The sequence below is a fragment of the Paracoccus alkanivorans genome, assembly GCF_003697785.1.
In the GTDB taxonomy this organism is placed as follows: Bacteria; Pseudomonadota; Alphaproteobacteria; order Rhodobacterales; family Rhodobacteraceae; genus Paracoccus; species Paracoccus alkanivorans.
The window spans coordinates 244,375-270,141 of record NZ_QOKZ01000006.1; the positions used below are offsets into that span (position 1 = coordinate 244,375).

Annotated in this window: 26 protein-coding genes; 12 read left to right on the forward strand and 14 right to left on the reverse strand. The window is 62.8% G+C overall.

What is annotated here, in order from left to right:
• Nucleotides 1–47 precede the first annotated feature (47 nt).
• The 3 genes from C9E81_RS16275 to C9E81_RS16285 all read right to left on the reverse strand — a co-directional run bounded on the left by C9E81_RS16275 (nucleotide 48) and on the right by C9E81_RS16285 (nucleotide 5,249).
• A complete protein-coding gene (locus tag C9E81_RS16275) occupies nucleotides 48–3,482 on the reverse strand; it encodes a pyruvate carboxylase (RefSeq protein WP_122113404.1) in 3,435 nt (1,144 codons plus the stop codon).
• 166 nt (nucleotides 3,483–3,648) lie between these two features.
• Nucleotides 3,649–4,578, reverse strand: a complete 930-nt coding sequence (locus tag C9E81_RS16280; protein ID WP_122113405.1) for a nickel/cobalt transporter — start codon at nucleotides 4,576–4,578, stop codon at nucleotides 3,649–3,651.
• Nucleotides 4,575–5,249, reverse strand: coding sequence for a DUF1007 family protein (locus tag C9E81_RS16285; protein ID WP_122113406.1), 675 nt, complete (start codon nucleotides 5,247–5,249; stop codon nucleotides 4,575–4,577). The genes C9E81_RS16280 and C9E81_RS16285 overlap by 4 nt, the downstream gene beginning before the upstream one ends.
• A 167-nt stretch (nucleotides 5,250–5,416) precedes the next feature.
• On the opposite strand from C9E81_RS16285, the gene C9E81_RS16290 reads away from it, so the two are divergent.
• From C9E81_RS16290 to parE, 4 genes are all read left to right on the forward strand, one after another.
• A complete protein-coding gene (locus tag C9E81_RS16290; protein ID WP_122113407.1) occupies nucleotides 5,417–6,076 on the forward strand; it encodes a glutathione S-transferase family protein in 660 nt (219 codons plus the stop codon).
• A gap of 55 nt (nucleotides 6,077–6,131) precedes the next feature.
• A complete protein-coding gene (locus tag C9E81_RS16295; RefSeq protein ID WP_122113408.1) occupies nucleotides 6,132–6,380 on the forward strand; it encodes a type II toxin-antitoxin system Phd/YefM family antitoxin in 249 nt (82 codons plus the stop codon).
• Nucleotides 6,380–6,754, forward strand: coding sequence for a type II toxin-antitoxin system death-on-curing family toxin (locus C9E81_RS16300; RefSeq protein WP_122113409.1), 375 nt, complete (start codon nucleotides 6,380–6,382; stop codon nucleotides 6,752–6,754). The genes C9E81_RS16295 and C9E81_RS16300 overlap by 1 nt, the downstream gene beginning before the upstream one ends.
• Nucleotides 6,755–6,862: 108 nt before the next feature.
• Complete coding sequence (parE, locus tag C9E81_RS16305; RefSeq protein ID WP_122113410.1) at nucleotides 6,863–8,824, forward strand: DNA topoisomerase IV subunit B; 1,962 nt, start codon at nucleotides 6,863–6,865, stop codon at nucleotides 8,822–8,824.
• A 164-nt stretch (nucleotides 8,825–8,988) separates the two neighbouring features.
• Here the strand turns inward: parE and guaB are convergent, their stop codons facing one another.
• On the reverse strand, nucleotides 8,989–10,437 hold the full coding sequence (guaB, locus tag C9E81_RS16310; RefSeq protein WP_122113487.1) for an IMP dehydrogenase: 1,449 nt from the start codon (nucleotides 10,435–10,437) through the stop codon (nucleotides 8,989–8,991).
• Nucleotides 10,438–10,707: 270 nt separating this feature from the next.
• Here guaB and C9E81_RS16315 point away from each other — a divergent pair, with 270 nt between their 5' ends.
• From C9E81_RS16315 to C9E81_RS16340, 6 genes are all read left to right on the forward strand, one after another.
• On the forward strand, nucleotides 10,708–11,871 hold the full coding sequence (locus C9E81_RS16315) for an OmpP1/FadL family transporter (protein WP_122113411.1): 1,164 nt from the start codon (nucleotides 10,708–10,710) through the stop codon (nucleotides 11,869–11,871).
• A gap of 485 nt (nucleotides 11,872–12,356) precedes the next feature.
• A complete protein-coding gene (locus C9E81_RS16320) occupies nucleotides 12,357–13,208 on the forward strand; it encodes an ATPase (RefSeq protein ID WP_122113488.1) in 852 nt (283 codons plus the stop codon).
• Between the two features lie 5 nt (nucleotides 13,209–13,213).
• Nucleotides 13,214–14,140, forward strand: coding sequence for a homoserine O-succinyltransferase (locus C9E81_RS16325; protein ID WP_122113412.1), 927 nt, complete (start codon nucleotides 13,214–13,216; stop codon nucleotides 14,138–14,140).
• Nucleotides 14,141–14,145: 5 nt separating this feature from the next.
• Complete coding sequence (ppk2, locus tag C9E81_RS16330) at nucleotides 14,146–15,027, forward strand: polyphosphate kinase 2 (protein WP_122113413.1); 882 nt, start codon at nucleotides 14,146–14,148, stop codon at nucleotides 15,025–15,027.
• A 78-nt stretch (nucleotides 15,028–15,105) separates the two neighbouring features.
• A complete protein-coding gene (locus tag C9E81_RS16335; protein WP_122113414.1) occupies nucleotides 15,106–15,849 on the forward strand; it encodes an SDR family oxidoreductase in 744 nt (247 codons plus the stop codon).
• Between the two features lie 83 nt (nucleotides 15,850–15,932).
• A complete protein-coding gene (locus tag C9E81_RS16340; protein ID WP_122113415.1) occupies nucleotides 15,933–16,973 on the forward strand; it encodes an ABC transporter substrate-binding protein in 1,041 nt (346 codons plus the stop codon).
• A gap of 67 nt (nucleotides 16,974–17,040) precedes the next feature.
• Here the strand turns inward: C9E81_RS16340 and C9E81_RS16345 are convergent, their stop codons facing one another.
• A complete protein-coding gene (locus C9E81_RS16345; RefSeq protein WP_122113416.1) occupies nucleotides 17,041–17,400 on the reverse strand; it encodes a Rieske (2Fe-2S) protein in 360 nt (119 codons plus the stop codon).
• Between the two features lie 66 nt (nucleotides 17,401–17,466).
• On the opposite strand from C9E81_RS16345, the gene C9E81_RS16350 reads away from it, so the two are divergent.
• Complete coding sequence (locus tag C9E81_RS16350; protein ID WP_122113417.1) at nucleotides 17,467–17,670, forward strand: dodecin family protein; 204 nt, start codon at nucleotides 17,467–17,469, stop codon at nucleotides 17,668–17,670.
• A gap of 60 nt (nucleotides 17,671–17,730) precedes the next feature.
• On the opposite strand, the gene hppD is transcribed toward C9E81_RS16350, so the two are convergent.
• Nucleotides 17,731–18,843 carry a 4-hydroxyphenylpyruvate dioxygenase gene (hppD, locus tag C9E81_RS16355; protein WP_122113418.1) on the reverse strand — a complete coding sequence of 371 codons (1,113 nt, stop codon included), beginning with the start codon at nucleotides 18,841–18,843 and terminating at the stop codon, nucleotides 17,731–17,733.
• 121 nt (nucleotides 18,844–18,964) lie between these two features.
• Here hppD and C9E81_RS16360 point away from each other — a divergent pair, with 121 nt between their 5' ends.
• A complete protein-coding gene (locus tag C9E81_RS16360; protein ID WP_243698691.1) occupies nucleotides 18,965–19,438 on the forward strand; it encodes an Lrp/AsnC family transcriptional regulator in 474 nt (157 codons plus the stop codon).
• Between the two features lie 19 nt (nucleotides 19,439–19,457).
• Here the strand turns inward: C9E81_RS16360 and C9E81_RS16365 are convergent, their stop codons facing one another.
• From C9E81_RS16365 to C9E81_RS16400, 8 genes are all read right to left on the reverse strand, one after another.
• Complete coding sequence (locus C9E81_RS16365) at nucleotides 19,458–20,498, reverse strand: threonine aldolase family protein (RefSeq protein WP_122113419.1); 1,041 nt, start codon at nucleotides 20,496–20,498, stop codon at nucleotides 19,458–19,460.
• Nucleotides 20,495–20,935, reverse strand: a complete 441-nt coding sequence (locus tag C9E81_RS16370; protein ID WP_122113420.1) for a YcgN family cysteine cluster protein — start codon at nucleotides 20,933–20,935, stop codon at nucleotides 20,495–20,497. The genes C9E81_RS16365 and C9E81_RS16370 overlap by 4 nt, the downstream gene beginning before the upstream one ends.
• Nucleotides 20,935–21,864 (reverse strand): bifunctional riboflavin kinase/FAD synthetase, encoded by a 930-nt coding sequence (locus C9E81_RS16375; protein ID WP_122113490.1) that lies wholly within the window; start codon nucleotides 21,862–21,864, stop codon nucleotides 20,935–20,937. The genes C9E81_RS16370 and C9E81_RS16375 overlap by 1 nt, the downstream gene beginning before the upstream one ends.
• 31 nt (nucleotides 21,865–21,895) lie before the next feature.
• On the reverse strand, nucleotides 21,896–22,339 hold the full coding sequence (locus C9E81_RS16380) for a MaoC family dehydratase (protein ID WP_106692559.1): 444 nt from the start codon (nucleotides 22,337–22,339) through the stop codon (nucleotides 21,896–21,898).
• Between the two features lie 188 nt (nucleotides 22,340–22,527).
• Entirely contained in the window at nucleotides 22,528–23,397 is an 870-nt protein-coding gene (locus C9E81_RS16385; RefSeq protein ID WP_122113421.1) for a TIGR01459 family HAD-type hydrolase, read from the reverse strand.
• Complete coding sequence (locus C9E81_RS16390) at nucleotides 23,397–24,314, reverse strand: manganese-dependent inorganic pyrophosphatase (RefSeq protein WP_122113422.1); 918 nt, start codon at nucleotides 24,312–24,314, stop codon at nucleotides 23,397–23,399. The genes C9E81_RS16385 and C9E81_RS16390 overlap by 1 nt, the downstream gene beginning before the upstream one ends.
• A 363-nt stretch (nucleotides 24,315–24,677) precedes the next feature.
• Complete coding sequence (locus C9E81_RS16395; RefSeq protein ID WP_122113423.1) at nucleotides 24,678–25,034, reverse strand: iron chaperone; 357 nt, start codon at nucleotides 25,032–25,034, stop codon at nucleotides 24,678–24,680.
• A 156-nt stretch (nucleotides 25,035–25,190) separates the two neighbouring features.
• Nucleotides 25,191–25,700, reverse strand: a complete 510-nt coding sequence (locus C9E81_RS16400) for a CarD family transcriptional regulator (RefSeq protein ID WP_122113424.1) — start codon at nucleotides 25,698–25,700, stop codon at nucleotides 25,191–25,193.
• Nucleotides 25,701–25,767 lie beyond the last annotated feature (67 nt).

A 25,767-nucleotide genomic window follows, 5' to 3' on the forward strand; every position in this document is an offset into this window, starting at 1 on the left:
ACTCCGGGCGGGGCCGCGCTCTACCGAATATCCGTTGCGTTCCGGCATCACTCGATCTCTACCATCAGGTCCTTGGCGTCGATCTGCGCGCCGGGCGAGACGTGAACCGCCTTCACCGTGCCGTCATGATCTGCATGGATGGCGGTTTCCATCTTCATCGCCTCGATAGTCAGCAGCAGATCTCCCTGCTTGACCCCCTGCCCCTGATGCACCGCGACCGAGGCCACCACGCCCGGCATCGGCGCGCCGACATGGCCGGCATTCGAGGCATCCGCCTTGGGCCGGGCCACGGTTTCGGACTTCACCTTGCGGTTCGGCACCCGGACGCTGCGCGGCTGGCCATTGAGTTCGAAGAATACCTTGACCTCGCCCTGCTCATCCGTCTCGCTCATGGTCTGAAAGCGGATTTCCAGCGTCTTGCCGGGGTCGATCTCGGCGGTGATCTCCTCTCCCGGCTCCATGCCATAAAAGAAATTCCGCGTCGGCAAGGTACGCACCGGGCCATAGATGCGATGGCGGCCCATGTAGTCAAGGAACACCTTGGGATACATCAGATAGCCGTTCAGATCCTCGTCATCGACGGATTTGCCCTCCAGTTCCCTGGACAGTTTGGCCCGCTCGGCCTCCAGATCGACCGGGGGCAGATGCGCCCCGGGACGATCGGTGAACGGAGCCTCGCCCTTGAGGATCTTCTTCTGGATCGCCTCGGGCCAGCCGCCGGGAGGCTGGCCAAGACTGCCGCGCATCATGTCGATGACCGAGTCGGGGAAGCTGACATCCACCGCCGGGTCCATCACCTGCTCGGGCGTCAGGTTCTGCGCCACCATCATCAGCGCCATGTCGCCGACCACCTTGGAAGACGGGGTGACCTTGACGATATCGCCGAACATCCGGTTCACGTCGGCATAGGCCTGCGCCACCTCGTGCCAGCGATCCTCCAGCCCCATCGAGCGCGCCTGCGCCTTGAGATTGGTGAACTGGCCACCCGGCATCTCGTGCAGGTATATCTCGGAGGCCGGTGCCTGCAGGCCGGATTCGAAGGCCGCGTAATTGTCGCGCACCCGCTCCCAGTAATTCGAGATGGCGCGGATATGGCCGATATCAAGGCCGGTGTCGCGTTCCGTTCCGGCCAGCGCCTCGACCACCGAACCGAGCGTCGGCTGTGAGGTATTGCCCGACAGCGCGTCCATGGCGCAATCGACCGCATCGACGCCCGCCTCGGCTGCGGCCAGGATCGTCGCGCCGCCCATGCCGCTGGTGTCATGGGTGTGGAAATGGATCGGCAAGCCGACCTCTTCCTTGAGCGCCTTGATCAGCACGGTGGCGGCGGCGGGTTTCAGCAGGCCTGCCATGTCCTTCAGCCCCAGCACATGCGCACCGGCGGCTTTCAGGTCCTTGGCGGTCTTGACGTAGTATTTCAGGTCATATTTGGACCGGTCCGGGTCCAGCATGTTGCCGGTATAGCAGACCGAGCCCTCGCAGATCTTGCCCGATTCGATCACCGCGTCCATCGCCACGCGCATGTTCTCGACCCAGTTCAGGCTGTCGAAGACGCGGAACACATCCACCCCGGTCTCGGCCGCCTGTTTCACGAAGAACTGCACCACGTTATCGGGATAATTGGTATAGCCGACCCCGTTCGAGGCCCGCAACAGCATCTGCGTCATCAGGTTGGGCATATGCGCGCGGATGTCGCGCAGCCGCTGCCAGGGGCATTCCTGCAGGAAGCGGTAGGCCACGTCGAAGGTCGCACCGCCCCAGCATTCGACGCTGAAAAGCTGCGGCAGGTTGGCGGCATAGACGGGCGCGACCCGGATCATGTCGATCGAGCGCATCCGCGTGGCCAGCAGCGACTGATGCCCGTCGCGCATGGTCGTGTCGGTGATCAGCAACTGCTTTTGCGCGGCCATCCAGTCGGCCACGGCCTGCGGACCCTTTTCCTCCAGCAACTGCCTTGTGCCGGGCGCGGGATCGGCGGCAGGCGCCGGCAACAGGAAGGCGCGGGCCTGGGCAGGCGGTGCCTCGCGGCCCGCAGTTTCGGGATGACCGTTCACGGTGATGTCGGCCAGATAGGTCAGGATCTTCGTCGCCCGGTCGCGGCGCTTGCGGAAGGTGAACAGCTCGGGCGTCGTGTCGATGAACTTGGTCGTGTATGTGTCATCGAGGAAGGTCGGATGTTTCAGCAGGTTGATGACGAAATCGATATTCGTGCTGACCCCGCGCACCCGGAATTCGCGCAGCGCCCGGTCCATCCGCTTGATCGCCTGATCGGGCGTCTGTGCCCATGCCGTCACCTTGACCAGCAGCGAATCGTAATAACGGGTGATCACGCCGCCCGAATAGGCCGTGCCGCCATCCAGCCGGATCCCCATGCCGGTGGCCGAACGATAGGCGGTGATACGCCCGTAATCGGGGATGAAATTGTTCTGCGGATCCTCGGTCGTCACCCGGCATTGCACCGCATGACCCGACAATTCGATCTCGCCCTGAGCCCCTGCCCCGGTGGCCTCGGCCAGAGTCGCGCCCTCGGCGATCCTGATCTGGGCCTGCACGATATCGATGCCCGTCACCTCCTCGGTCACGGTATGTTCGACCTGCACGCGCGGGTTCACCTCGATGAAATAGAACTGCTGACTGTCCATATCCATCAGGAATTCGACCGTGCCGGCGTTCTGATAGCCGACCGCCTGCCCGATCCTGAGCGCAAGCGCGCAGACCTCCTGCCGCTGCGCCTCGGTCAGATAGGGGGCGGGCGCGCGCTCGACCACTTTCTGGTTGCGGCGCTGCACGGTGCAGTCACGCTCATACAGGTGATACAGCCCGCCATGGCTGTCGCCCAGCAACTGCACCTCGACATGACGGGCGCGCAGGATCATCTTTTCCAGGTAGCCCTCGCCATTGCCAAAGGCGGCCTCGGCCTCGCGCCTTCCCTCGCGGACCTTGTCCACCAGCTCGTCCGGGCCGTTGATCGGGCGCATCCCGCGCCCGCCGCCGCCCCAGGAAGCCTTGAGCATCAGCGGATAGCCGATCTCGTCCGCCTCTTTCCTGATGGCATCGAAATCATCGCCCAGAACCTCGGTCGCGGGGATGACCGGCACGCCCGCCTCGATCGCCACCCGCCGGGCGCTGGCCTTGTCGCCAAGGGCCCGCATAGTTTCGGCCCTGGGGCCGATGAAGGTGATCCCGGCCTCCCGGCAGGCATCGACGAAATCGGGATTCTCGGACAGCAGGCCATAGCCCGGATGGATCGCGTCGGCGCCCGATTCCCTGGCCACCCGGATGATCTCGGGAATCGACAGATAGGCCGCGACCGGCCCCAGCCCCTCGCCGATCCGGTAAGCCTCGTCCGCCTTGAACCGGTGCAGGCCCAGCTTGTCCTCTTCGGCATAGACGGCAACCGTTCGCTTGCCCAGTTCATTCGCCGCACGCATGACGCGAATGGCGATCTCGCCACGGTTAGCAATCAGGATCTTCTTAAACATGCCGGTCTCCCATCGACGATTTGGCGCATCCTAGCGATGCTGCACCGCAGCGCAAGCATCTGTATCACCGGTCCCACACCTTGGCATGAGAGCAGGCGCAAGCTTGCTGATCGCAAGACAGCCCGCCCGGACAGTTCCGGCCCGAGCGGGAACATGTCCGGCGCGATTATGCCAGCAAAGTCACGGCGACGATAGCCACGACCGCCCCGGCGGCGAGTTGCAGGATACCGGGCAGCCACCGGACTATCGCGGCCAGAGGGCCGGTTTCGGGGATCATCGCGAAACTGCCCTCGCGCGCCCAGACCGACAGCACCGCGACCGCCAGAGTGACCGAAGCCGTGCCCAGCCCCATCGCCACGGCTCCGGCGATCCCTGCGGGAAAGAACTCCATCCGCCATGTCAGCAGCAACAGGAATACCGCCCCGGTGCAGGGCCGCGCCGCGATACCCGCGATCAGGGCGACCGCGTCACGCAGCGAGCGTGTGGCGGCGGCTTCCTCGATGCTCGGGCCATGGGCATGGCCGCAACCGCAATCGGCATCGTGGACATGATCGTGGTGGTGGTGGTGATGCCGGGCCTGTTCCGCACGTCCGGCCCGGAGCAGCAGCCGCAGCCCACGCCATGCAAGCCACAGCCCGACGCAGCCGATCATCGCGGCGCTGATATCGGCCATGAGATCCTCGGTCAGATCGGTCAGCGCCTCGCGGGACAGATCGAAGAGCGTCAGCCCGCCCCAGACCAGCAACACCGCCGTCAGTGCCTGCGCCAGCGATGCCGCCACCGACAGAAGCGCAAGCCGTCCAAGCGCAACCCTGGTGCCAAAGCCGTATCCGCCGATCAGCACCTTGCCATGTCCCGGCCCGACCGCATGCAGAAATCCATAACCGAAACAGATTCCCATCAGCGCGAGATTCGCTCCCGGATCGCCCGCCCGCAAGCGGCGCAGCGCCCCGGCCATCAGGGCCTGCGTCTCGCGCTGCTGCATCGCGGCCCATTGCTGCAGCCCGGCCAGGCCACCGCTTTGCCACAGGATCAGCACGATGGCGGCGATCAGCAGCCCGGTGACGGCAAGGATACGGGCGGAGATACGCGTCATTCACCCGGCCCCGGGCCGCAGCGGATATCAGCCTCGTCGGCCCCGGCCGAACCGATATCGACGGTTACGACATCGGCCTCCGCCGGATCGGCGCCGCTGCCCAGCACAGCCTCGATCGCCTCGCGATAGGCATCGGGCGCGGCCGACGGGTCGCCCGGAATCAATTCCACCTCGCAATCCGCGCGTCCCTCGATCACCGGGGCCTCCGGCATCGAGAAATCCACGTAGAATTCCGGATCGTAGACCTGCAGTTTCAACGGCGCCTCCATGGGAAGCGGCTCGGCCAGCGGATGCAGATGGCGCGAGATCAGCCGCCCGTCACGATATTCCGCCGTGAAGTCCCGCACGTCTTCAAGAGCGACCGGCTTGCCGTCCGCGCGCGGATACAGCCGGCCATCGAAACCCGGTTCCCAATCGGCGTCGAATCCCTGGATCAGGGCGTTCTCCTCCTCGGTCAGGACACCGTCGCCATCCTGATCCAGCCCCATATCCTCTATGATCAGGAGCGAATACAGCTCGTCATAGCTCCACTCGACCTCGAATGCCGTCAGGGTGCCACTGTCATCATGGATCAGCTTTATCCCGGCATCGATATAGACATGCGGATGCGCCAATGCCGCTGCGGGCGGCAGCGCCAGGCACAAAGCGGCAATCAGGCAATGGGGTGACATATGCGAACCTCGCGCGGAACTGCGCCTCCTGTTAATTCGCCTGGCTGGCCGATGCAATTCACGGCTGCGCGGGCGATGCAATATGAATCGGCTTGACAGCCCGCCCCGGTCCCGCGTCACATCGCCCGCGCAGCACCACGCCGCCGATATGTAAAGAGGAGAGTTTCATGCTGACCATCCACGGTGTCACCCGCTCGCGCGCCTCGCGCATTGTCTGGCTGTGCCACGAGATTGGCATCGAATTCGAACAGGTGCCGGTGATCCAGGCCTATCGCCTGTCAGATCCCGACGCGCCGGATGCGCCGCTGAATACCCGCTCGCCGCAATTCCTTGCCCTGTCGCCCGCCAGCGCCATCCCGGTGATCGAGGATGACGGGCTGATCCTGAGCGAATCGATGGCATGCACCCTGTATCTGGCGCGCAAACACGGCCAGCCCTTCGGCCCCGCCGATCCGCAGGAGGACGCCCTGATGATGCAGTGGAGCTTCTATGCCGCCACCGCCATCGAGCCCGACGCGCTGACGCTCCTGTATCTGCATGGCTCGGGCAAGGCACTGTCGGCCAGCGATCAGGCCGCCGTCGGGAATGCCGCCGAACGGCTGACCCGCCCGCTGCGCGTGGTCGAGAACCATCTGGCGACGCATAGCCACATGGTCGGCGGACGCTTCACCGTCGCCGATATCAACATGGCAGAGGTGCTGCGCTATGCCCAGTGCCATGATGCGCTGATGGAACGGTTCGAGGCGATCCAGGCATGGCTGACCGATTGCCAGACCCGCCCGGCCTTTCAGAAGATGTGGGAGGCGCGGCTGGCCGAACCGGCATAGCCATTGAAATATGCACTCGGATATGCGATATAATGGCATCTGAAAGGATGCCGCCATGACCCGCCTGCTGACCAACCACATCTGCACCATGACCGAACTGCGCGAACCGCATAAGGTGCTGGAACGCTCGGGCGGCAAGCCGGTGGCGATCCTGAAGAATTCGCAGCTTGTCGGATATCTCGTGCCCGAAGAGGCGACCGGCAAGGGACAGCACCGCTACGCGACCCGCGAAGAGGTGATGGAATCGCTGCGGCGTCGGCGGGCAGTCAATCAACCCGTGCTGGATTATCTGAAAGACAAGTAATGGAATTGCTCCTTCTGACCGCCGAACTGGTCGAAGCGATCCATGACGAGGTTCTCAATCCCGGTGAATTGCCGGGGATGGCCATGAACAAATCCCTGGATTCGGCCCTTGCCCGGGTCGATAACCGCATCGCCTACGGGATGATTGACGATCTGTTCGATATCGCGGCGATGTATGCGATGGCCATTGCGCAGGGTCATTGCTTCAACGACGCGAACAAGCGGACCGCGCATCAATCCATGGACGCCTTTCTTGATCTCAACGGCGTACAGATCACTTGGTCGGCAGAGGAAATCGGCCAGAAGATCATTGCCCTCGCACAAGGGCTGATCGATGATGGCGACCTGGCCGAATGGCTGCGCGGCACCGCCTGACCTGCCGCAAGCAGTAGCGCAACGGCTCCCCTGCCCCACAAGCACTTGCGCCGATGACCCCTCGCATGAGATAGTCCGCCAAACACGTAAAAGAAACGAGCAGTCCAGATGGCAGATGATCTTCTCTCCGCCGCCGACATCAGCGTCGACAGCTATTCCGCCTCGTCCATCGAGGTTCTGGAGGGGCTCGAGCCTGTCCGCAAGCGTCCCGGCATGTATATCGGCGGCACGGATGAGCGTGCGCTGCATCACATGGTCGCCGAGATCCTCGACAACTCCATGGACGAGGCGGTGGCCGGCCATGCCACCCGGATCGAGGTCGAACTGCTCGCCGATCACAGCGTCGTCGTCCGCGACAACGGCCGCGGCATCCCGATCGACCCGCATCCCAAGTTTCCCGGCAAGTCGGCGCTGGAGGTGATCCTCTGCACCCTGCATGCAGGCGGCAAGTTCTCGGGCGATTCCTACGAGACTTCGGGCGGCCTTCACGGCGTCGGCGCCTCGGTGGTGAACGCGCTTTCCGACAGCATGGTGGTGCAGGTCGCGCGCAACCGCGAATTGTTCCAGCAAAGCTTCTCGCGCGGGGTTCCCCTCGGCCCGGTCGAGAAACTGGGCGCCGCCCCGAACCGCCGCGGCACGACCACCACCTTCCATCCCGATGCCGAGATCTTCGGCCATCACCGTTTCAAGCCCGCCCGGCTGCTGAAGATGGTGAAATCCAAGGCCTACCTGTTCTCGGGCGTCGAGATCCGCTGGAAATCCGAGATCGAGGAGGACGACACGCCGATGGAAGCGGTCTTCCACTTCCCCGGCGGGTTGGCCGATTACCTGGGAGAGACGCTCGGCGGCGCCAGCACCTATTCCGAGCGCCCCTTTGCCGGGACCGTCGATTTCAAGCGCTTCAACGCGCCGGGCAAGGTCGATTGGGCGATCAGCTGGACGCCGTCGCGCGACGGTTTCATCCAGTCCTATTGCAACACCGTGCCCACGCCCGAGGGCGGCACGCATGAAGCCGGGTTCTGGGCCGCCATCCTCAAGGGCATCCGCGCCTATGGCGAGCTGGTGAACAACAAGAAGGCCGCGCAGATCACCCGCGAGGACCTGTTGACCGGCGGCTGTGCGCTGGTGTCCTGCTTTATCCGCGAGCCTGAATTCGTCGGCCAGACCAAGGATCGGCTGGCCACGACCGAGGCGCAAAGGCTGGTCGAGAACGCGGTGCGCGACCATTTCGACAACTGGCTGGCGGCGGATACGAAATCGGCGGGCGCGATCCTCGATTTTCTGGTCCTGCGGGCCGAGGAGCGGCTGCGCCGCCGTCAGGAAAAGGAAACCGCCCGCAAATCCGCCACCAAGAAGCTGCGGCTTCCCGGCAAGCTGGTCGATTGCTCGAACGCGGCGCGTGATGGAACCGAGCTGTTCATCGTCGAGGGCGACTCGGCGGGCGGCAGCGCCAAGATGGCGCGCGACCGCACCAATCAGGCGCTGCTACCCCTGCGCGGCAAGATCCTGAACGTGCTTGGCGCGGCCTCCAGCAAGATGGGCGCGAACCAGGAAATCAACGATCTCTGTCAGGCGCTTGGCGTGGGCATCGGAAGCAGGTTCAATATCGACGACCTGCGCTATGACAAGATCATCATCATGACCGATGCCGATGTGGACGGTGCCCATATCGCCAGCCTGCTGATGACCTTCTTTTTCACCCAGATGCGGCCGCTGATCGACAAGGGCCATCTCTATCTTGCCTGCCCGCCGCTTTACCGGCTGACGCAGGGCGCCAACCGCATCTATGTCGCGGACGATGCCGAGAAAGAGCGCATGCTGGCCAAGGGGCTGGGCGGCAAGGGCAAGATCGATGTGCAGCGCTTCAAGGGCCTGGGCGAGATGGACGCCAAGGACCTGAAGGACACCACGATGAACCCGAAGACACGCAAGCTGATCCGGGTCAGCATCGACGAGGAGGCGGGCGGCGAAACCGGCGATCTGGTCGAACGGCTGATGGGCAAGAAGCCCGAATTGCGGTTCCAGTATATCCAGGAGAACGCGCGCTTCGTGGAAGAGCTGGACGTCTGAACCCGCCTGGCCGGCGGGCCACCGCATCCGGGCAGGGACATATCTGGCCCCGGCCCCTTCTTCTTCATGAAAATATCCTCCGGGGTCGATGGCGGGTGCGCCACCGGTTCGAGAGACCTGCCGGCGACGGGGGCGAAGCGCCCCCAGCTATCGCGGGACGCGAATTACCCTAGGCGGTAATTCGGGCTCTCCCGCGTGATCTGCACGTCATGGACATGGCTTTCCTTAAGCCCCGCCCCGGTGATCCGCACGAATTCGCAGTTCTTCCGCATCTCCTCGATGGTCGCGCAGCCGGTATAGCCCATCGCCGCCCGCAGGCCGCCGACAAGCTGGTGGATCACCGTGCCCGCCGGACCCTTGTAGGGCACCTGCCCCTCGATTCCCTCGGGCACCAGCTTGTCGGTCGCCGCGTCCTTCTGGAAATAGCGGTCGGCCGAGCCGCGCGCCATCGCGCCAAGGCTTCCCATTCCACGGTAACTCTTGAAGCTACGGCCTTGATACAGAATGACTTCTCCGGGGCTTTCGTCGGTGCCCGCGATGGCACTGCCGACCATGGCGCAGCTTGCCCCCGCCGCGATCGCCTTGGCGAAATCGCCCGAGAACTTGATGCCGCCATCGGCGATCACCGGCACGTCGCCCGCCGCACCCGCCGCATCCATGATCGCGGTCAGTTGCGGCACACCCACGCCCGCGACGATCCGCGTGGTGCAGATCGAGCCCGGTCCGATGCCGACCTTGACTGCATCCGCGCCCGCATCGATCAGCGCCCGGACAGCCTCGGCGGTGGCGACATTCCCCGCCACCACCTGCACCTCGTTCGAAAAGGCCTTGACCCGCTCCACCGCCTTGGCGACGCCCGCCGAATGGCCATGCGCGGTGTCGATCACCACCATATCCACCCCGGCATCGATCAAGGCCTGAGAACGTTCGAACCCTTCCTCGCCAACGGTCGAGGCGGCGGCGACGCGCAGGCGGCCCAGATCATCCTTGCAGGCCAGCGGGTTCAGCACAGCCTTTTCCGTATCCTTCAGCGTCAGCAGCCCGGTCAGCTTGCCCTGCCCGTCGGTAACCAGCAGTTTCTCGATCCGGCGTTCCTTCATCAGGTCGATGGCCTGCTGGCGGTCGGCGGGCTCGGTCAGCATGGCCAGCCGGTCGGATGTCATCATCACCCGCACCGGCGTCCTGTCGTCGCTGGCAAAGCGCATGTCGCGATTGGTCACGATGCCCACCACCCGGCCATCCTTTTCGACCACCGGGAAGCCTGTGACATTATAGCGCTCCTGCAACGCCTTGGCATCGGCCAGCGTCTGGTCCGGGCTGAGCGTGATCGGCTTGTAGACGATCCCGGATTCGAAGCGCTTGACCCGGCGCACCTCGTCGGCCTGCTGCTCGGTGGTCAGGTTGCGGTGAATCACCCCCATCCCACCCGACTGCGCCATCGCGATCGCCATCCGGCTTTCGGTCACCGTATCCATGGCCGAGGACAGCAGTGGAATGTTCATCCGGATGGAACGCGTCACATATGTCGTCACATCCGCCGTCGAGGGCAGGACATTGGACGCGGCGGGAACCAGGAGAACATCGTCAAAGGTGAGTGCCTCACGAATCTGCATGGCGGGGGTCCTTGCGATCATTTCGTTTGGCAGTTTCCCCTTTCATGCAATGGCAGATTTGTCCAGAGCGGATATGCGCGCCCCGCGCGCCCGTTTCGCAGCAGCCCCTTGGGCAAAAGAGTTGCCGCGAGGACACGCTGACGCAACGGCAGATGGAAGCAACGTTACGTCATCTGGCTGTGACAATTGATTCGCGCGGGCTTGGCGCTACGCTGGCTCATCAAGATTGATCCGGGACTGAGGAGGCCCGGACCTGCAAGGGAGGTATCTATGAAATACGTGTTTTCCGGCACCGCCGCGTTGCTGATCAGCGCTGCGCCCGTCCTGGCCGGCGGCATCGACCGTGGTGGCCAGTCCCTCGGCCCGCTCTGGGAGCCGGGCAATTACGCCGAGTTGAGCTTTGGCCATCTCGAACCCAATGTGACGGGAACCGATTTGCCGCTTGGATCATATCCGGGGAGCGAAAGAACCGGCAATGTCTCGTCGTCCTATAACGCCCTCGGCCTCGCCTACAAGCACCAGTTCAACGACAACTGGTCGGCAGCCATCATCATGGATCAGCCTTTCGGGGCGGATATCCTTTACCCTGCGGATGGATCGCTCAACCTTGGCAGCACCAGCGCCAATGTCGACAGCACGCATCTGACCGGGATTGTCCGCTTTGCCATGCCTGAAAACGGCTTTGGCGTTCACGCCGGTATCCGTGCCGCGAAAACGGATGCGAATGTGACGCTCAGCGGATTGGCATATGGTCCAGTCAACGGTTACAATCTGGATGTAGGCGAAGACACCGCCTATGGATGGCTTGCCGGTGTGTCCTGGGAAAGGCCCGACATAGCCGCGCGCGTGTCGCTGACCTACAATTCGGAGATCGAGCATGATTTCGACGTGACCGAGAGCGGTCCGCCGGTGGATCCTGACGGGCCGGGCCCGATACCTGCCTTGCCGCTGCTGGATGGAAGCTCCACGCTGAAGGTCAAGACACCGAAATCCTGGAACCTCGAATTCCAGACCGGCGTCAATCCCAAAACCCTGGTCTTCGGCTCGATCCGTTGGGTGGATTGGTCAAGCTTCCGCGTGGATCCGGACAGGTTCGTCCAGGTGACCGGCGGCGGTCTCGTCGATCTCGAGGACAGCACCACCTACACGATCGGCGTTGGCCGCAAGTTCACCGAGAACTGGTCGGGCGCGGCAAGTTTCATCTACGAGGAATCCGGCGACGACCTGGTTTCGCCGCTTGCGCCCACCAATGGCAGGAAGGGGATTACCCTCGCCGCGATATATACTCAGGACAGGCTGAAGATCACCACAGGCGTCAGTTATTACAAGCTGGGCGATGCCACGCCGGAAACCGGCACGCCCGATGCCCCCCGTGTGGATATGGAAGACAACCATGCCTGGGGTGTCGGGGTAAAGGTCGGCTACAGCTTCTGATCCCGCCCGTCATGAACCCGAAAGGCCCCGGCATCCGTGCGGGGCCTTTTCATTGGCACCGGCGGGTTGCGTCCCGCGATGGCCGGGGGGCCGCCTGCCCCCCGGCACCCCCCAGGATATTTGCATGAAGAAGAAGGGTGTGGGTTTTCTCTGGCGCGATCATTTATTCCATGAAGGAAACAGTCTCTCGAAAGTGAGAGGAATTATATGTCAAATGGAATCTGTTTTCGCGCCTTGCCACGCCGGATGCCGTTGAACCCATAGCAGCCGGCGCTGCCTGTGTATGCCCTGTGCACAGGTTGTGCATGCGCGGTGCACGGGTTGTGCAGTCAAATTCCCAGCAATTGTTGTGCAAAACGGGAAGGCCGCTGCCTCCGATCCGAATGCGGCGCGCGGCCTGCTGCGCTGCCTGGCATTTGCCCGCGGCCCCCTTCCCTCTTTTCTCCGGGCGCATTACCTATGCCCGGGTCAGCGAAAGGCGGAACATGATCTACAGGACCGGCAAAGAGTGGCAGGCAGCCCGGAACAAGCGCGTCGCGCTGTTCGGAATGTCAGGGCTTGGCAAGACCTTTTTGTCATCCATGTTGCGCGAGACCGGCGACTGGTTCCATTACTCGGTCGATTACCGCATCGGCACCCGCTACATGGGCGAGCGGATCACCGATAATTTCAAGCGCCACGCGATGCAGGTGCCGCTGCTGCGTGAATTGCTGATGTCGGACAGCGTGTATATCGCCAGCAATATCACCTTCGAGAACCTCGCCCCCCTGTCCACCTATCTGGGCAAACCCGGGGATCCGGCGCAGGGCGGGCTGGATTTCGACGAATACATGAAGCGCCAGAACCAGCACCGCGCCGCCGAGATCGCCGCGATGCTGGATACCGGTCACTTCATCGAACGCGCGCAGGATATCTATGGCTATGGCCATTTCGTCTGCGACACCAGCGGTTCGGTCTGCGAGGTCGTCGATCCCGAGGATGCGGACGACCCGGTGCTGACGGATATGGAAAGCCGGATGCTGCTGGTCTGGATAAAGGGTTCGGAGGAACATGTGGCGGAACTGGTCCGCCGTTTTGATCGTGCCCCCAAGCCCATGTATTACCAGCCGGAATTCCTTCATGACGCGTGGAGGGAATATGCCGCGGAACATGCCGGCCCGGTAAACCCGGATGCCTTCATCCGATGGACCTATGCCCGCGCATTGGCCCATCGCCAACCCCGCTATGCCGCCATGGCGCGGCGCGGCATCACCGTCACCGCCGAAGAAGTCGCGGCGGTGCGCAACGCTTCCGACTTCATCCAACTGGTGGCGCACGCCATCGACCGCAAGGAATAACCACAATGCCCATCACCCTGAACGAGAACCTTCCCGCCTACCGCATCCTGTCGGATGAGGGCGTGATGGTGATGTCGCCGGGGCGGGCCGCCACGCAGGATATCCGGCCTTTGCGCATCGGGCTGCTGAACCTGATGCCCCACAAGATCCAGACCGAGAACCAGTTCGCCCGGCTGATCGGCGCCACGCCCTTGCAGATCGATTTTCAGCTGATCCGCATGTCGGATCATGAAAGCCGCCATACCGCCGCCGACCATATGGAAAGCTTCTACCGCCCCTTCCGCGAGGTCGAGGCGGCGGGCGAGAAATTCGACGGCCTGATCATCACCGGCGCGCCCATCGAGCATCTTTCCTTCGGCGATGTCACCTATTGGGAAGAGCTCAGGCGGGTCTTCGATTGGACGCAGACGCATGTCCATTCCACCTTCGGTGTCTGCTGGGGCGGCATGGCGATGGCCTGGCATTTCCACAGGCTGGAAAAGCATATGCTGGAACACAAGGCCTTCGGCTGTTTCCGCCACAGGAACCTTTCTCCCGCATCGCCCTATCTGCGCGGTTTCTCGGATGACGTGCTGGTTCCGGTCAGCCGCTGGACCGAGATCCGGCAGGAGGATATCGACGCCCGCCCGGCGCTGACCACGCTCTTGGCCAGCGACGAGGTCGGGCCCTGCCTGATCGAGGATCCGGGCCATCGCGCGCTCTATATCTTCAACCATCTCGAATATGACAGCACCACGCTCAAGAACGAATACGACCGCGACGTGAAAAGCGGCAAGCCGATCAACGTGCCCTGCAACTACTACCCCGACGATGATCCGACCCGCCCCCCGGCAAATCGCTGGCGCAGCCATGCGCATCTGCTTTACGGTAACTGGATCAACGAGATCTACCAGACCACCTGGTATGACATGTCCCGTATCGGAGAGGCGTGAAAACCATGTCCGGAATGCCCGAATTGCCGCTTGTCGGCCAGATCAGCGACTACCTGGACAAACAGGCCCCGAAAGAGATCCGCAGGGCCATCGAAAAGGCCGGCAAAGACGACATTCTCGACCCAGGCTATCCCTACCGGGAAGAGATGGACAAGGACGATTACAAGGACCGGATGGAGCGGTTGCAGCTTCAGCTTGTCCGGATGATGCATGACGTTGTGGCTACCGGCAAACGCGTGGCAGTCCTGTTCGAGGGCCGGGACGCTGCCGGAAAGGGCGGCACGATCGAACGTATCCGCGAGAACCTGAACCCGCGTTCCGCCTATATCGTCGCCCTGCCCAAGCCGACCGAGCGCGAATCCGGGCAATGGTATTTCCAGCGTTACGTGGACTGGCTTCCCGCAACCGGGGAAATCGCACTGTTCGACCGGAGCTGGTATAATCGCGGGGTGGTCGAGAAGGTTTTCGGATTCTGTTCGGACGTCCAGCGCAATGCCTTCTTCCGCCAGCTTCCCGGCTTCGAGCAGACATTGGTCGATGACGGGATCGTGCTGGTCAAGCTGTGGCTGAATGTCGGCCGGGCCGAGCAGTTGAAACGTTTTCTCGACCGCGAGAAGGATCCGCTGAAGCAGTGGAAACTGTCCAGCATAGATGTCGATGGGCTGGCGAAATGGGACGAGTATACCGGGGCGATTACCGAAACGCTCAACCTGTCGCATTCGCCCATCGCGCCCTGGACGGTAATCCGCTCGGACGACAAGCGCCGCGCACGCATTGCCGCGATCCAGGCGGTGTTGAACGCGGTGGATTATGCGGGCAAGGATGTGAAAGCCATCGGCAAGATCGACCCGAAGATCGCCGGCGGGCCAGAGATGCTCAAGCGGTGATCCGGGTCGCGTGGTGCCACTGGTAGAACCCACTTGCACATGGCATGACATCCTCGGGAACATTACAGGGAGGACGGCATGGATCTGTCGAACGCGCGCGCCATCGTGACCGGGGGCGCCTCGGGATTGGGGGGCGCGACGGCCAGTCATTTCCGCTCTTGCGGGGCGCAGGTGGTGGTGCTCGACCTTGACGCGGCGGGGGAAGACGCCGCCTCGGCCATCGGCGCGAGCTATGTGCGGACCGACGTGACCGATGAGGCCAGCGTGACCGCCGCTATTGCCAGGGCAGTCGAGATCATGGGCGGCATCGATATCTGCGTGAACTGCGCCGGCATCGCAACCGGGGAAAAGACCGTCGGGCGCGAAGGCCCGCATCGGCTGGACGGGTTTCGCCGCACTATCGAGATCAACCTGATCGGCAGCTTCAACGTGCTGCGCCTTGCCGCCGCCGAGATGGTCAGGAACCAGCGCGAAGAGAAAGGCGTGATCGTCAACACCGCCTCTATCGCGGCCTTCGACGGGCAGAAGGGACAGGCGGCCTATGCGGCCTCGAAGGCCGGGATCGCCGGGATGACCCTGCCCATCGCCCGCGATCTTGCGTCCCAGGGAATCCGTGTCTGCGCCATTGCCCCCGGCATCTTCAGCACGCCGATGCTGCGCAGCCTGCCGCAGGATGTGCAGGACGGCCTGGCCGCCGAGGTCACCTTTCCCAAGCGCTTGGGCGATCCCAGGGAATATGCCCGCATGGCCGCTTTCATCGTCGAGAACGGCTATCTGAACGGCGAGGTGATCCGACTGGACGGCGCTTTGCGCATGCGTTGAACAACGGCCATGCGCGATCCTCTTGCGCGGTGCGGGTGCTGCGGCTAGCGTCGGACAAAACGCCACCAACAGGAGCCCCTCACATGCGTCTTTTCTCCACCACGATGCTGGTGTCCGCCCTTGCGGCACCGGCCTTTGCCGCCGATCCCGAGTTGACCGTGTTCGATTGGGCGGGCTTCGAGGAACCGTCGATTTTCCAGGCCTATGTCGACAAGCATGGCGACAGCCCGACCTATGCCTTTTTCGGCGATGACGACGAGGCTTTCCAGAAGATCGCCTCGGGATTCCAGGCCGATACCGTCCATCCCTGCAGCCAGATGGTCAGCAAATACCGCGATGCCGGGCTGATCGAGCCATGGGATACGTCGAAGATCCCGAATTTCGACAAGCTCGATCCGAAATTCCTCGATTCCGAGATTTTCAAGGATGATCAGGGTGTCTGGTATATCCCGACCGATTGGGGCGCGACCGCCGTGGCCTATAACAGCGAAACGGTGCCCGAGGAGGATGTCGCGAGCCTGCAGATCTTCGTCGATCCGAAATACCAGGGCCGCACCTCGCTGCCCGACAGTTCGGACGATGTATGGGCGCTGGCCTATCTGGCGACCGGCACTACCGACTGGACGGAAGTCACGGACGAGCAGTTCCAGGCCGCCGCCGACTGGCTGCGCAAGGCGCATCAGAATGTCGCCGCCTATTGGGCCGATCCGAGCGAGCAGGCGCAGCTGATGGCCTCGGGCGCGGTGGATGTGGCCTGGTCATGGAATGACGGCGTGGTCTATCTGCAGGAGGATGATTACCCCGTCGGCTTCCAGCGCGCGGCGAAAGAGGGTTCCTCGACTTTCTTCTGCGGCTTCGTGAACATGAAGAACGGGCCGGGCAGCGAGGAAAAGCTTTACGATTTCATCAATGCCTGGCTGGAGCCCTCGGCAGGCAAGGCCTTGCTGGACACGATCGGCTACGGCCATACATCGACCGAGGCGATGGAGACGATCAAGGATGAGCAGGCGGTGAAGGACGGGCTGAGCGAGGTCGATGCGCCGATCCTTGCGCAGACTCCGAACGATCCGGCACAGCGGGAAAAGCAGCTCGCCGAGTTCGAGAAGATTAAGGCCGGTTTCTGAGGAAACCGGCGGAAGCCGGGGGTTTCACACCCCCGGACCCCCGTGGGATATTTGCATGAAGAAGAAGTCAGCCCGTGGACGCGATACGGATTTGGCCATCCCTGACTTCGATCGGCACGGCGTCGAGCCCGCAATCGGCGCCCTGCAGTGCCTCTCCCGAATGGATATCGAACTGCGCGCCATGGGCAGTGCACATCAATTTCGTGCCATCCGCCGACAGCAGCCGGTCGCTACGGTAATTCAGCGGCAGGTATTGATGCGGGCAGGCATTGACATAGGCGCGGAAGGTGTCGCCAGCGCGTAGGAGCAGCAGGGGAAAACTGCCCCTTTCGGTGGTGAGCGACAGGGCCTGCGCGCCCTCGATATCGGATGCGGCACAGATCGGGGTGCCCGGCGCGGGAGCCGAGGCGTAATCGGTCCAGCTCATCACGGAACCTCACGAGGGAATGATACGTTGATCCTGATCTCAAGGGGAGAGAGGGAGAGCATCGCCATGTCCATTGCACGAGTAACCGAGATTTCGGCCTCATCGGAAACCAGTTTCGAAGATGCCGTCAAGAAAGGCGTCAAACGCGCCAACGAGACCCTTCGCAACGTCAAGGGCGCGTGGATCAAGGAGCAGAGCGTCGATTGCGATGCCGGCCAGATCACCAGCTATCGCGTCAACATGATGGTCACATTCGTTCTGGACGACTGACAGCACAAGACGGCCTGTCACGCCGCCTGCCATGTTGCGGGTGGCGTGACAGGGGAGAGATCAATCGGCCGGCTCAGAGCTCAGCACACCGCGGCGGATCTGGTCTTCCTCGATCGACTCGAACAGGGCGCGGAAATTGCCCTCACCGAAGCCGTCATCACCCTTGCGCTGGATGAACTCGAAGAAGATCGGGCCGATCACGGTTTTCGAAAAGATCTGCAGCAGGATCCGGGTTTCGCCACCCCCGACCACGCCCTCGCCATCGATCAGGATGCCATGCTTCTTCATCCGCTCGATGGGTTCCTCGTGGCCTTTGACCCGCTTGTGCGACATCTCGTAATAGATGTCGGGCGGACCGGGCATGAACTCCATCCCCGCCTCGGATATCCGGTCGGTGCCGGCATAGATGTCCTCGCTGGCGATGGCGATATGCTGGATACCCTCGCCCTTGTATTCCTTCAGATATTCCTCGATCTGGCTGTGATCGTCGGTGGATTCGTTGATCGGGATGCGGATTTTTCCATCGGGCGAGGTCAGCGCCCGGCTGACAAGGCCGGTCTGCTTGCCCTTGATGTCGAAATACTTGATCTCGCGGAAATTGAACGTGTCGTGATAGAACTTGTACCACGTATCCATGTTCCCGCGGATCACGTTATGGGTCAGGTGGTCGAGATAGTAGAAGCCAAAGCCCTCGGGACGTGGATTCGCCTCGCCCAGCCAGTCGTAATCGGCGTCATAGGCGCTGCCCTCATCGCCATAGGTATCGATGAAATACAGCAGCGAGCCGCCGATCCCGAAAACCGCAGGCGCCTCGATCGACTTGCCGGGGCCGGTATATTCCTCGGCCCCCAGGTCGAGGGCACGCTTCAGCGCCGCCTGCGCATCGACGACCCGCCAGGCCATGGCGGGCGCGCAGGGACCGTGCTCCTTGACGAAGCCCGCCGCATGGCTGTCCGCTTCGGCATTCAGCAGGTAGTTGATATCGCCCTGACGATAGAGGGTGATATTCTTGCTCTTGTGCTTTGCCACCGGGGTAAAGCCCATCTGGCGAAAGATCGTATCCAGCTTTTCAGGCTCCGGATGGGCGTATTCGACGAATTCGAAACCGTCGGTCCCGGCCGGGTTGGCCTTGCTGATCGTGGCTTTCGGGGCATCATGCGGGAAAGGACCCATTTGCTCCTCCTGTGACTGATGATCTGAGTTGAGTCCAGAATGCCGCCGGATCGATGCAAGAAGGTTGCAAGTTATGTCATCTTCGCGGCATTATTGCATGAAATACGCGGAAAAATATGGAATGACGCACGAAATGGAGCTGGATGGTTTCGACGTTGCAATTCTTGCTGCATTGCAGAGGGATGGCGCAATGACCAATGCCGCATTGGCAGAGGTGGTGAACCTGTCGGCCTCGCAATGTTCGCGCAGGCGTTCCGCGCTGGAGCGGGCGGGCGTGATCGAGGGCTATTCGGCACGCCTGAACGCGGCCCGGCTTGGCTATGGGCTGCGCGCCATCATCCGGGTGAACCTGTCGAGCCACGGGCAAGGCAAGGAGGACGATTTCGCCCGTTTCGTCGCCAGCCACCCGCAGATCCGTTCGGCCTTTTCAGTGTCCGGAGATGCCGATTACGTGCTTGATATCCGCACGCGCGACCTGGATGCCTTCGCCGATTTCGTCCACCGCCACCTGCTGCCGCATCCGCAGGTGTCTCAGGTCCGGTCCGAGATCGTGCTCAAGACGTTGAAGGACGATCGCGGGATCGCGGTGACGTGATACGCCCGCCTGCCCCCTGTCAGCCCGCCAGCACCGCGATCAGCGCCTCGACATCCGCCTCGGATGTGTCGCATGCCGTCACCAGCCGGATCGGCACCGGGTCCAGCCCCTCGGCGGATTTGTCGGGCCAGAGGTAATAGATCGCCCCGGCCTGCTTCGCCCGCGCATGGGCCTCGGGCGGGATCGTCGCGAAGACCGCGTTCGACTGCACCGGCGCCAGAAGCGAACCTCCGGCGGCGGCCACTCCCTCGGCCAGCCTGGCGGCCAGGCCATTCGCATGGCCAGCCAGTTCCAGCCACAGCCCATTCTCGACCAGTGCCAGCATCTGCGCGGCAAGGAAACGCTGCTTGGAGAATACATGCCCCGATTGCTTGCGGCGATAGTCGAATTCCTCGGCCAGATCGGGATTAAAGAACACCACAGCCTCGGCCCCCATCGCACCGTTCTTGGTGCCGCCAAAGCACAGCGCATCGACGCCCGCGCGCCATGTCACATCCGCCGCAGAGCACCCCAATGCCGCCACCGCATTGGCGAAACGCGCCCCATCCATATGCAGGGGCAGCCCGGCATCATGCGCCACCCGCGCCAGCGCCGAGACCTCGTCCGGCGTGTAGACGGTTCCCCATTCACTTGCGTTGGTGATCGAGATCAGCCCGTTGCGCCCGCCGTTCAACCCATCCGCCGCCCCGCGCCACATGGCATCGGTCAGTGCTTCGGGCTGCAGCTTGCCATGCTCACCCGGCAACGTCACCAGCTTGGCACCGCCGGTAAAGAATTCCGGCGCGCCGCATTCACTGGTCTCGATATGGGCGTCCCGGTGGCAGTAAATTCGCCCGTAGCGCGGTGCGAGCTGCCCGCAGACCAGCGCATTCGCCGCTGTCCCGGTTGCGACGAAGCGAACCACCGCGCGCGGCGCCTCCAGCGCGTCCCGGATCGCAGCCTCGGCGCGTGCTGTCACCGGATCGGCGCCATAGCCCATCACCGCGCCGTCATTGCAGTCCGCCAGCGCGGCCATAACCGCCGGATGCGCGCCATATGTGTTGTCGGAAGCGAAATTCATGACAAATCCTCGATGATGTGATCTTCCCAGTCCTCTTCGGACAATGCCGCCTCGCTGACAGTCCAGCCGCGTACACTGACACCGGCCCGATGCACCGATTCCGGATCGCCCGAGATCAGGTAATGCCATTCATAAAGCGGTTTGCCCTCGTGGCGCAGCCGGTATGCGCAGGTCGCAGGCAGCCACCATGCGATCTCTTTCAGCTTTTTCGGTGTCAGAACCACGCATTCAGGCACGTAATCATGCCGGTTCGCGTAGGAATTGCAGCGGCAGGCATGCCCGTCCAGCAGCTTGCAGGCGACGCGGGTGAAGGCCAGTTCGCCGGTATCCTCATATTCGATCTTGTTCAGGCAGCATTTGCCGCAACCGTCGCAAAGCGCCTCCCACTCGCCGGGGGTGAGTTGCGAAAGCGGCAATTCCCAGAATCTCTCGCGCATCACGCGCCTGCCAGAACCGCGCGCGCCTGTTTCGCGTCATCGGCGATCTGGTCGATCAGGATCTCGACACTTTCGAATTTCGCCTCGTCGCGCAGGAATTCGACAAGCGCGACGGACAGGTGCTGTCCGTAAAGATCACCGTCGAAATCGAACAGATGCACTTCGAGATTCGGGGCGTTCCGGCCGAACATCGGGCGCACGCCAAGACTGGCCACACCCTGGCAGGACAGCCGGTCCGGTCCGGTCAGCACATCGACCAGCACCGCGTAGACGCCAAGCCGCGGCAGATGTAGCCCCTCCATGCGCATATTCGCGGTGGGCCAACCGAAATCGCGGCCGCGCTTGTCGCCATGAACAACCTCGCCCTCGATCCGGTGCCAATGGCCCAGCATCCTTTCCGCATCGCGGGTGCGGCCCTCGGTCAGGGCCTTGCGGATCGCGGTCGAGCTGTAATCCTGTCCGCCCGTTCCCACCAGCGGCACGGCGGTCACGCCAAAACCCAGTTCTGTCCCCAGATCCTTCAGCGTCTGCGCATTCCCTGCCCGATCCTTGCCAAAGCAGAAATCGGCGCCCACCGTGACATGACGGATGCCCAGCCCTTCGACCAGCACCTCGCGGGCGAAGCCTTCGGGGCTCAGCCCGGCGAGAACGGCGTTGAAGGGCAGTTCGTATAACTGTTCCACGCCCAGGCGCGCCAGCCGATTGGCGCGGGCTTCGGCGTTCATCAGCCGGAAAGGCGCCGCATCGGGCACGAAGAATTCGCGGGGATGGGGTTCGAATGTCAGCACGCCAAGGGGTGCGTCGGCGGCCCGCGCCGCCGCCTCGATCACCGCGCGATGGCCCAGATGCACACCGTCGAAATTGCCCATGGCAATCGTCGCGCCATGGCTGCTGGCTGGCAGGCCGGTCCAGTCACGATGGATCTGCAATGCGCCCCCTATCGGGGCCATCCATGCCCCGTCAGTCGAACTTGCGGCTTGGCGCCAGAACGACAGCCTCGCCTTTCAGAACGACCGTATCGCCGACGAGACAGCGGGTTGCAAGCGTCACCCGACGTTTTGCATGATCGATCGTCTCGACCGTGACCTCGGCGCGAACCATGTCACCGGGACGGACAGGCGCCATGAATTTCAGCGTCTGGCCCAGATAGACCGTGCCATGGCCGGGAAGCTGTTCCCCGATCACCGCCGAGATCAAGCCCGCCGTCAGCATTCCATGCGCGATCCGCCCCTCGAAGATGGTGTCCTGAGCATAATCGTCATCCAGATGCACCGGGTTGCGATCGGTCGAAACTTCGGCAAACAGCTCGATATCGTGATCGGTTACCTGCTTTTGCAGGTAGCGGGTCATGCCGACTTCCAGATCCTCGATGACGATCGTGCCGCGGGGAAGATTGTCCAACATCTTGCGTTCCATAACTCAACCGGGTCTCAGGATAAATGCTGCATAGCAGCAAAAGTTCCGTCGCGCAAGAAAATATCATCGATTAGCAGTTGAAGTTAATTTTATTGCTTTTGAGTATTGCGACCTGATTAACGAAAACACCCGCACCAATCGGCGCGGGTGTCAGGACCATCAAGGCTGCGTGTGGATCAGCGCAACCGCCCGATACTGTATCGTGGGGCCATCTGCTGGGTCGCCAGCCATTCGCGCAACAATTCGGCATCGGGGTTCTCGACATCGGGGCCGAATGCCTCCGCCGCCAGCCCGCCGGTCACGAAAAGGCAGTCGATGCCCTCTTGCTGCGCACCCTTCACATCGGTGCGGATGCCGTCGCCCACCGCCAGGATGCGGGCGTCGTCACCCAGATCCATCAGCCGCCGCGCCCGGTCATAGATCGGCGGATACGGCTTGCCGAAGTAAAGCGACTTGCCGCCCAGTTCCTCGTAGAACTCGGCCAGCGCACCGGCGCAATAGATCCGCGTCTCGCCCATATCGACGACGACATCGGGATTGGCGCAAAGCAGCACCAGCCCCCGTTCGCGCGCCATCATCAGGCGGGCGCGGTAATCCTCGGGCGCCTCGTTCGCCTCGTCGAAGGGGCCTGTCGCGACGATGCCCTCGGCTTCTTCCAGGGATACGCGCGATACCGCCGGGGCATCCGCCCATTCGCCGGGGATATCGGTAAAGAAGCCGTCATCCTTTTCCGTGCCGATATGCCAGACCTTGCGGCCCACAGCCCCCGCGAACATGGCATCTTGCGCGGCATCGCCGGAACTGACGACCAGGTCCCAGGCATCGCGCGGCACGCCCATCCGGTCGAGCTGCGCGATCACATATTGATTGGGCCGCGGTGCATTGGTCATCAGGCAGACCCTGCCGCCCGCCTGGCGGAACTGCTGCAAGGCGCCGACCGCCGCAGGATAGGGTTGCTTGCCATTATGCAGGCAGCCCCAGAGATCGCAGAACAGCGCGTCGTAATCGCCGCCGATCTGCGACAGGTTCCCGATGATCTGGCTCATCAGACGGCCAGAACCGGGATGATCTGCTTCTTGCGGCTCATGACACCGGGCAGGACGACCGCGTCGCCCCCGACCGTGACGTCAAAGCTTTTCTCGGCGACTTGCTTTACGAAATCATTCGGGACCAGCAGCGTCGCCTCTTCCTTCAGGATGTCGATGATGAACAGCAGCACGTCGTCGGCGCCATCGGCCCCGGCCACGCCCGGCATGGCATCCATCAGCGCCTGCTTGCGGTCCAGCAGAACCTGCGGCGCAGTGGTCTCCAGAACCGATATGCGCAGCTTCTTGCCGCCCAGCTCGTATTCCTTGCTGTCCATCCGCAGCAATTCCTCGTCACTGAAGGCGCTGACATCGGATTTGGCGGCGAACATCTCGGCGGCGTATTCGGCGATCTCGATACCCAGTTCCGCCGCCAGCTTCTCGGCCACCTCGCGATCATGCGGGGTCGTGGTCGGGCTGCGGAATTCCAGCGTATCGGACAGGATGCAGGTCAGCATCGCGCCCTTCACCCCTTCGGGAGCGCCTGCCAGATCCTCGCCGATCAGGTCATGCATGATCGTCGCCGTGCAGGCCAGCGGGCGGATGGTGATATTGATCGGCGCGCGGGTCTTAACGCCACCGGCCAGCATGTGATGATCGATGATCTCGATCACATCGGCGTCGTTGATCGAGGCGGGCAGTTCTGCCGGGTTATTGGTATCGACGATGACGCATTGCTCGCCCGCCGCCACATCCGAGATGATCTCGGGCTTGTCCAGCCCCCACCGCTCCAGCATCCAGGCGGCCTCGGTATTGGGCTCGCCCTGCAGGACGGGCTTGGCCGGGGTCTTGCGGATCTCGCCCAGATACCAGGCCCAGATGATGGGCGAGCCGGTCGAGTCTGTGTCGGGGGCGGTGTGGCCGAATACCTTGATCATATGGCGCCTCTGCAGCTTCGGAATTTGCCGGGGTTATAGGAGGGCTGGCGGAGGATGTCCACGCGGCCCCATCCGTTGCCGTGTCACTGTCACAAAGCGTGGGGTCAGGCGGTCTTGCCTTGCGCGTATGAGAGACGGGAGTGAACCCTGGCCCGCCATCGCACGATACGGCAGTTAGAGCAATTTGCAGTTAACCGGGTTCAGCCGCGAACTGCACCTGCGATGGCCGGGGGCGCTGCCCCGTCGCCGGCAGGTCTCTCGAACCGGTGGCGCGACCGGCCGGCGACCCCGCGAGGTATTTGCATGAAGAAGAAGGGGGCCGGGCTGGATCCGAATAAGCGCAAACTGCTTTAGCGGAAACTTTCACACCCCAAGCTCCTTTCGCGAAGCGAGAGCGAGCTTTGTGACCAACTCGTCGGGAATGGGTTTGCGCGACGAGAACGTGACGCCGGTCTTTGTGGCCTTCAGTCCGGCGGCGGCGATATCATCCGCATGCGAAGCAATGGCGCCCTTGCTGACATACAGGCCGCATTGCTTGCTGAAAGCCGCATAGCCCGCGATGACTGACTTTCCGAACCCGAACCCCGGGATATCATACATGATGAATTCTTCCGCGTCAGGAAGAGCCTGGGCGAGTTGCCTGCGCAATTGGGTCAGAAGTGGCCGAAACTGCTCGGGGGCCGCGGCAATATACGAATCATGATCTGCAAATTTCGCCATTCCCTGACTATGGGCAAATATGCATCCCGGCACAACTTCATGGGAAGCAATCGGCCAATAGCCGCAAAATCCGCCTGACCGGCAGCAGAAATTACGCCCCCACGATACAAAAGGCGCCCCGAAACGGGACGCCCCTGAAACGGATTTCGAAACGGATCAGGCCGCGCGGGCCGTCAGCACCTCGTCCACGCGCTTTTGCGCGGCGCCTTCGTCAAGCCCGCCCACTGCGGCGACCTCGCGGGTCAGGCGGTCCAGCGCGGCTTCGTAAAGCTGACGCTCGGAATAGGATTGCTCACGCTGCTCGTCATTGCGGTGCAGGTCACGCACCACCTCGGCGATCGACATGAGGTCGCCGGAATTGATCTTCTGTTCGTATTCCTGGGCGCGGCGCGACCACATGGCGCGTTTCACGCGGGCCTTGCCCTTCAAGGTTTCCAGCGCCTTGTTGACCAGATCCGGCGAGGACAGGCCACGCATCCCGATCTCGGTCGCGCGGGCGGTCGGCACGCGCAGGGTCATCTTGTCCTTGTCGAACGAGATGACGAACATTTCCAGCCGCAGCCCCGCAACTTCCTGCTCTTCGATCGACACGATCCGGCCGACTCCATGAGCCGGATACACGACAAAGTCATCGGGGCGGAATTCGTTCTTCTTGGCTTTCGACATATGGCTTCCTCTAGGTGGCGCCCCGGTCAAGGGCACAAAGAACCGCAAGCGGCGGCGGCCACCTTCG

Bases quoted from the DNA above. Each gene is read 5' to 3' on its own strand.
- C9E81_RS16275 (WP_122113404.1), bottom strand. From the start codon at position 3,482: ATGTTTAAGAAGATCCTGATTGCTAACCGTGGCGAGATCGCCATTCGC.
- C9E81_RS16280 (WP_122113405.1), bottom strand. From the start codon at position 4,578: ATGACGCGTATCTCCGCCCGTATCCTTGCCGTCACCGGGCTGCTGATC.
- C9E81_RS16285 (WP_122113406.1), bottom strand. From the start codon at position 5,249: ATGTCACCCCATTGCCTGATTGCCGCTTTGTGCCTGGCGCTGCCGCCC.
- C9E81_RS16290 (WP_122113407.1), top strand. From the start codon at position 5,417: ATGCTGACCATCCACGGTGTCACCCGCTCGCGCGCCTCGCGCATTGTC.
- C9E81_RS16295 (WP_122113408.1), top strand. From the start codon at position 6,132: ATGACCCGCCTGCTGACCAACCACATCTGCACCATGACCGAACTGCGC.
- C9E81_RS16300 (WP_122113409.1), top strand. From the start codon at position 6,380: ATGGAATTGCTCCTTCTGACCGCCGAACTGGTCGAAGCGATCCATGAC.
- parE (WP_122113410.1), top strand. From the start codon at position 6,863: ATGGCAGATGATCTTCTCTCCGCCGCCGACATCAGCGTCGACAGCTAT.
- guaB (WP_122113487.1), bottom strand. From the start codon at position 10,437: ATGCAGATTCGTGAGGCACTCACCTTTGACGATGTTCTCCTGGTTCCC.
- C9E81_RS16315 (WP_122113411.1), top strand. From the start codon at position 10,708: ATGAAATACGTGTTTTCCGGCACCGCCGCGTTGCTGATCAGCGCTGCG.
- C9E81_RS16320 (WP_122113488.1), top strand. From the start codon at position 12,357: ATGATCTACAGGACCGGCAAAGAGTGGCAGGCAGCCCGGAACAAGCGC.
- C9E81_RS16325 (WP_122113412.1), top strand. From the start codon at position 13,214: ATGCCCATCACCCTGAACGAGAACCTTCCCGCCTACCGCATCCTGTCG.
- ppk2 (WP_122113413.1), top strand. From the start codon at position 14,146: ATGTCCGGAATGCCCGAATTGCCGCTTGTCGGCCAGATCAGCGACTAC.
- C9E81_RS16335 (WP_122113414.1), top strand. From the start codon at position 15,106: ATGGATCTGTCGAACGCGCGCGCCATCGTGACCGGGGGCGCCTCGGGA.
- C9E81_RS16340 (WP_122113415.1), top strand. From the start codon at position 15,933: ATGCGTCTTTTCTCCACCACGATGCTGGTGTCCGCCCTTGCGGCACCG.
- C9E81_RS16345 (WP_122113416.1), bottom strand. From the start codon at position 17,400: ATGAGCTGGACCGATTACGCCTCGGCTCCCGCGCCGGGCACCCCGATC.
- C9E81_RS16350 (WP_122113417.1), top strand. From the start codon at position 17,467: ATGTCCATTGCACGAGTAACCGAGATTTCGGCCTCATCGGAAACCAGT.
- hppD (WP_122113418.1), bottom strand. From the start codon at position 18,843: ATGGGTCCTTTCCCGCATGATGCCCCGAAAGCCACGATCAGCAAGGCC.
- C9E81_RS16360 (WP_243698691.1), top strand. From the start codon at position 18,965: ATGACGCACGAAATGGAGCTGGATGGTTTCGACGTTGCAATTCTTGCT.
- C9E81_RS16365 (WP_122113419.1), bottom strand. From the start codon at position 20,498: ATGAATTTCGCTTCCGACAACACATATGGCGCGCATCCGGCGGTTATG.
- C9E81_RS16370 (WP_122113420.1), bottom strand. From the start codon at position 20,935: ATGCGCGAGAGATTCTGGGAATTGCCGCTTTCGCAACTCACCCCCGGC.
- C9E81_RS16380 (WP_106692559.1), bottom strand. From the start codon at position 22,339: ATGTTGGACAATCTTCCCCGCGGCACGATCGTCATCGAGGATCTGGAA.
- C9E81_RS16385 (WP_122113421.1), bottom strand. From the start codon at position 23,397: ATGAGCCAGATCATCGGGAACCTGTCGCAGATCGGCGGCGATTACGAC.
- C9E81_RS16390 (WP_122113422.1), bottom strand. From the start codon at position 24,314: ATGATCAAGGTATTCGGCCACACCGCCCCCGACACAGACTCGACCGGC.
- C9E81_RS16395 (WP_122113423.1), bottom strand. From the start codon at position 25,034: ATGGCGAAATTTGCAGATCATGATTCGTATATTGCCGCGGCCCCCGAG.
- C9E81_RS16400 (WP_122113424.1), bottom strand. From the start codon at position 25,700: ATGTCGAAAGCCAAGAAGAACGAATTCCGCCCCGATGACTTTGTCGTG.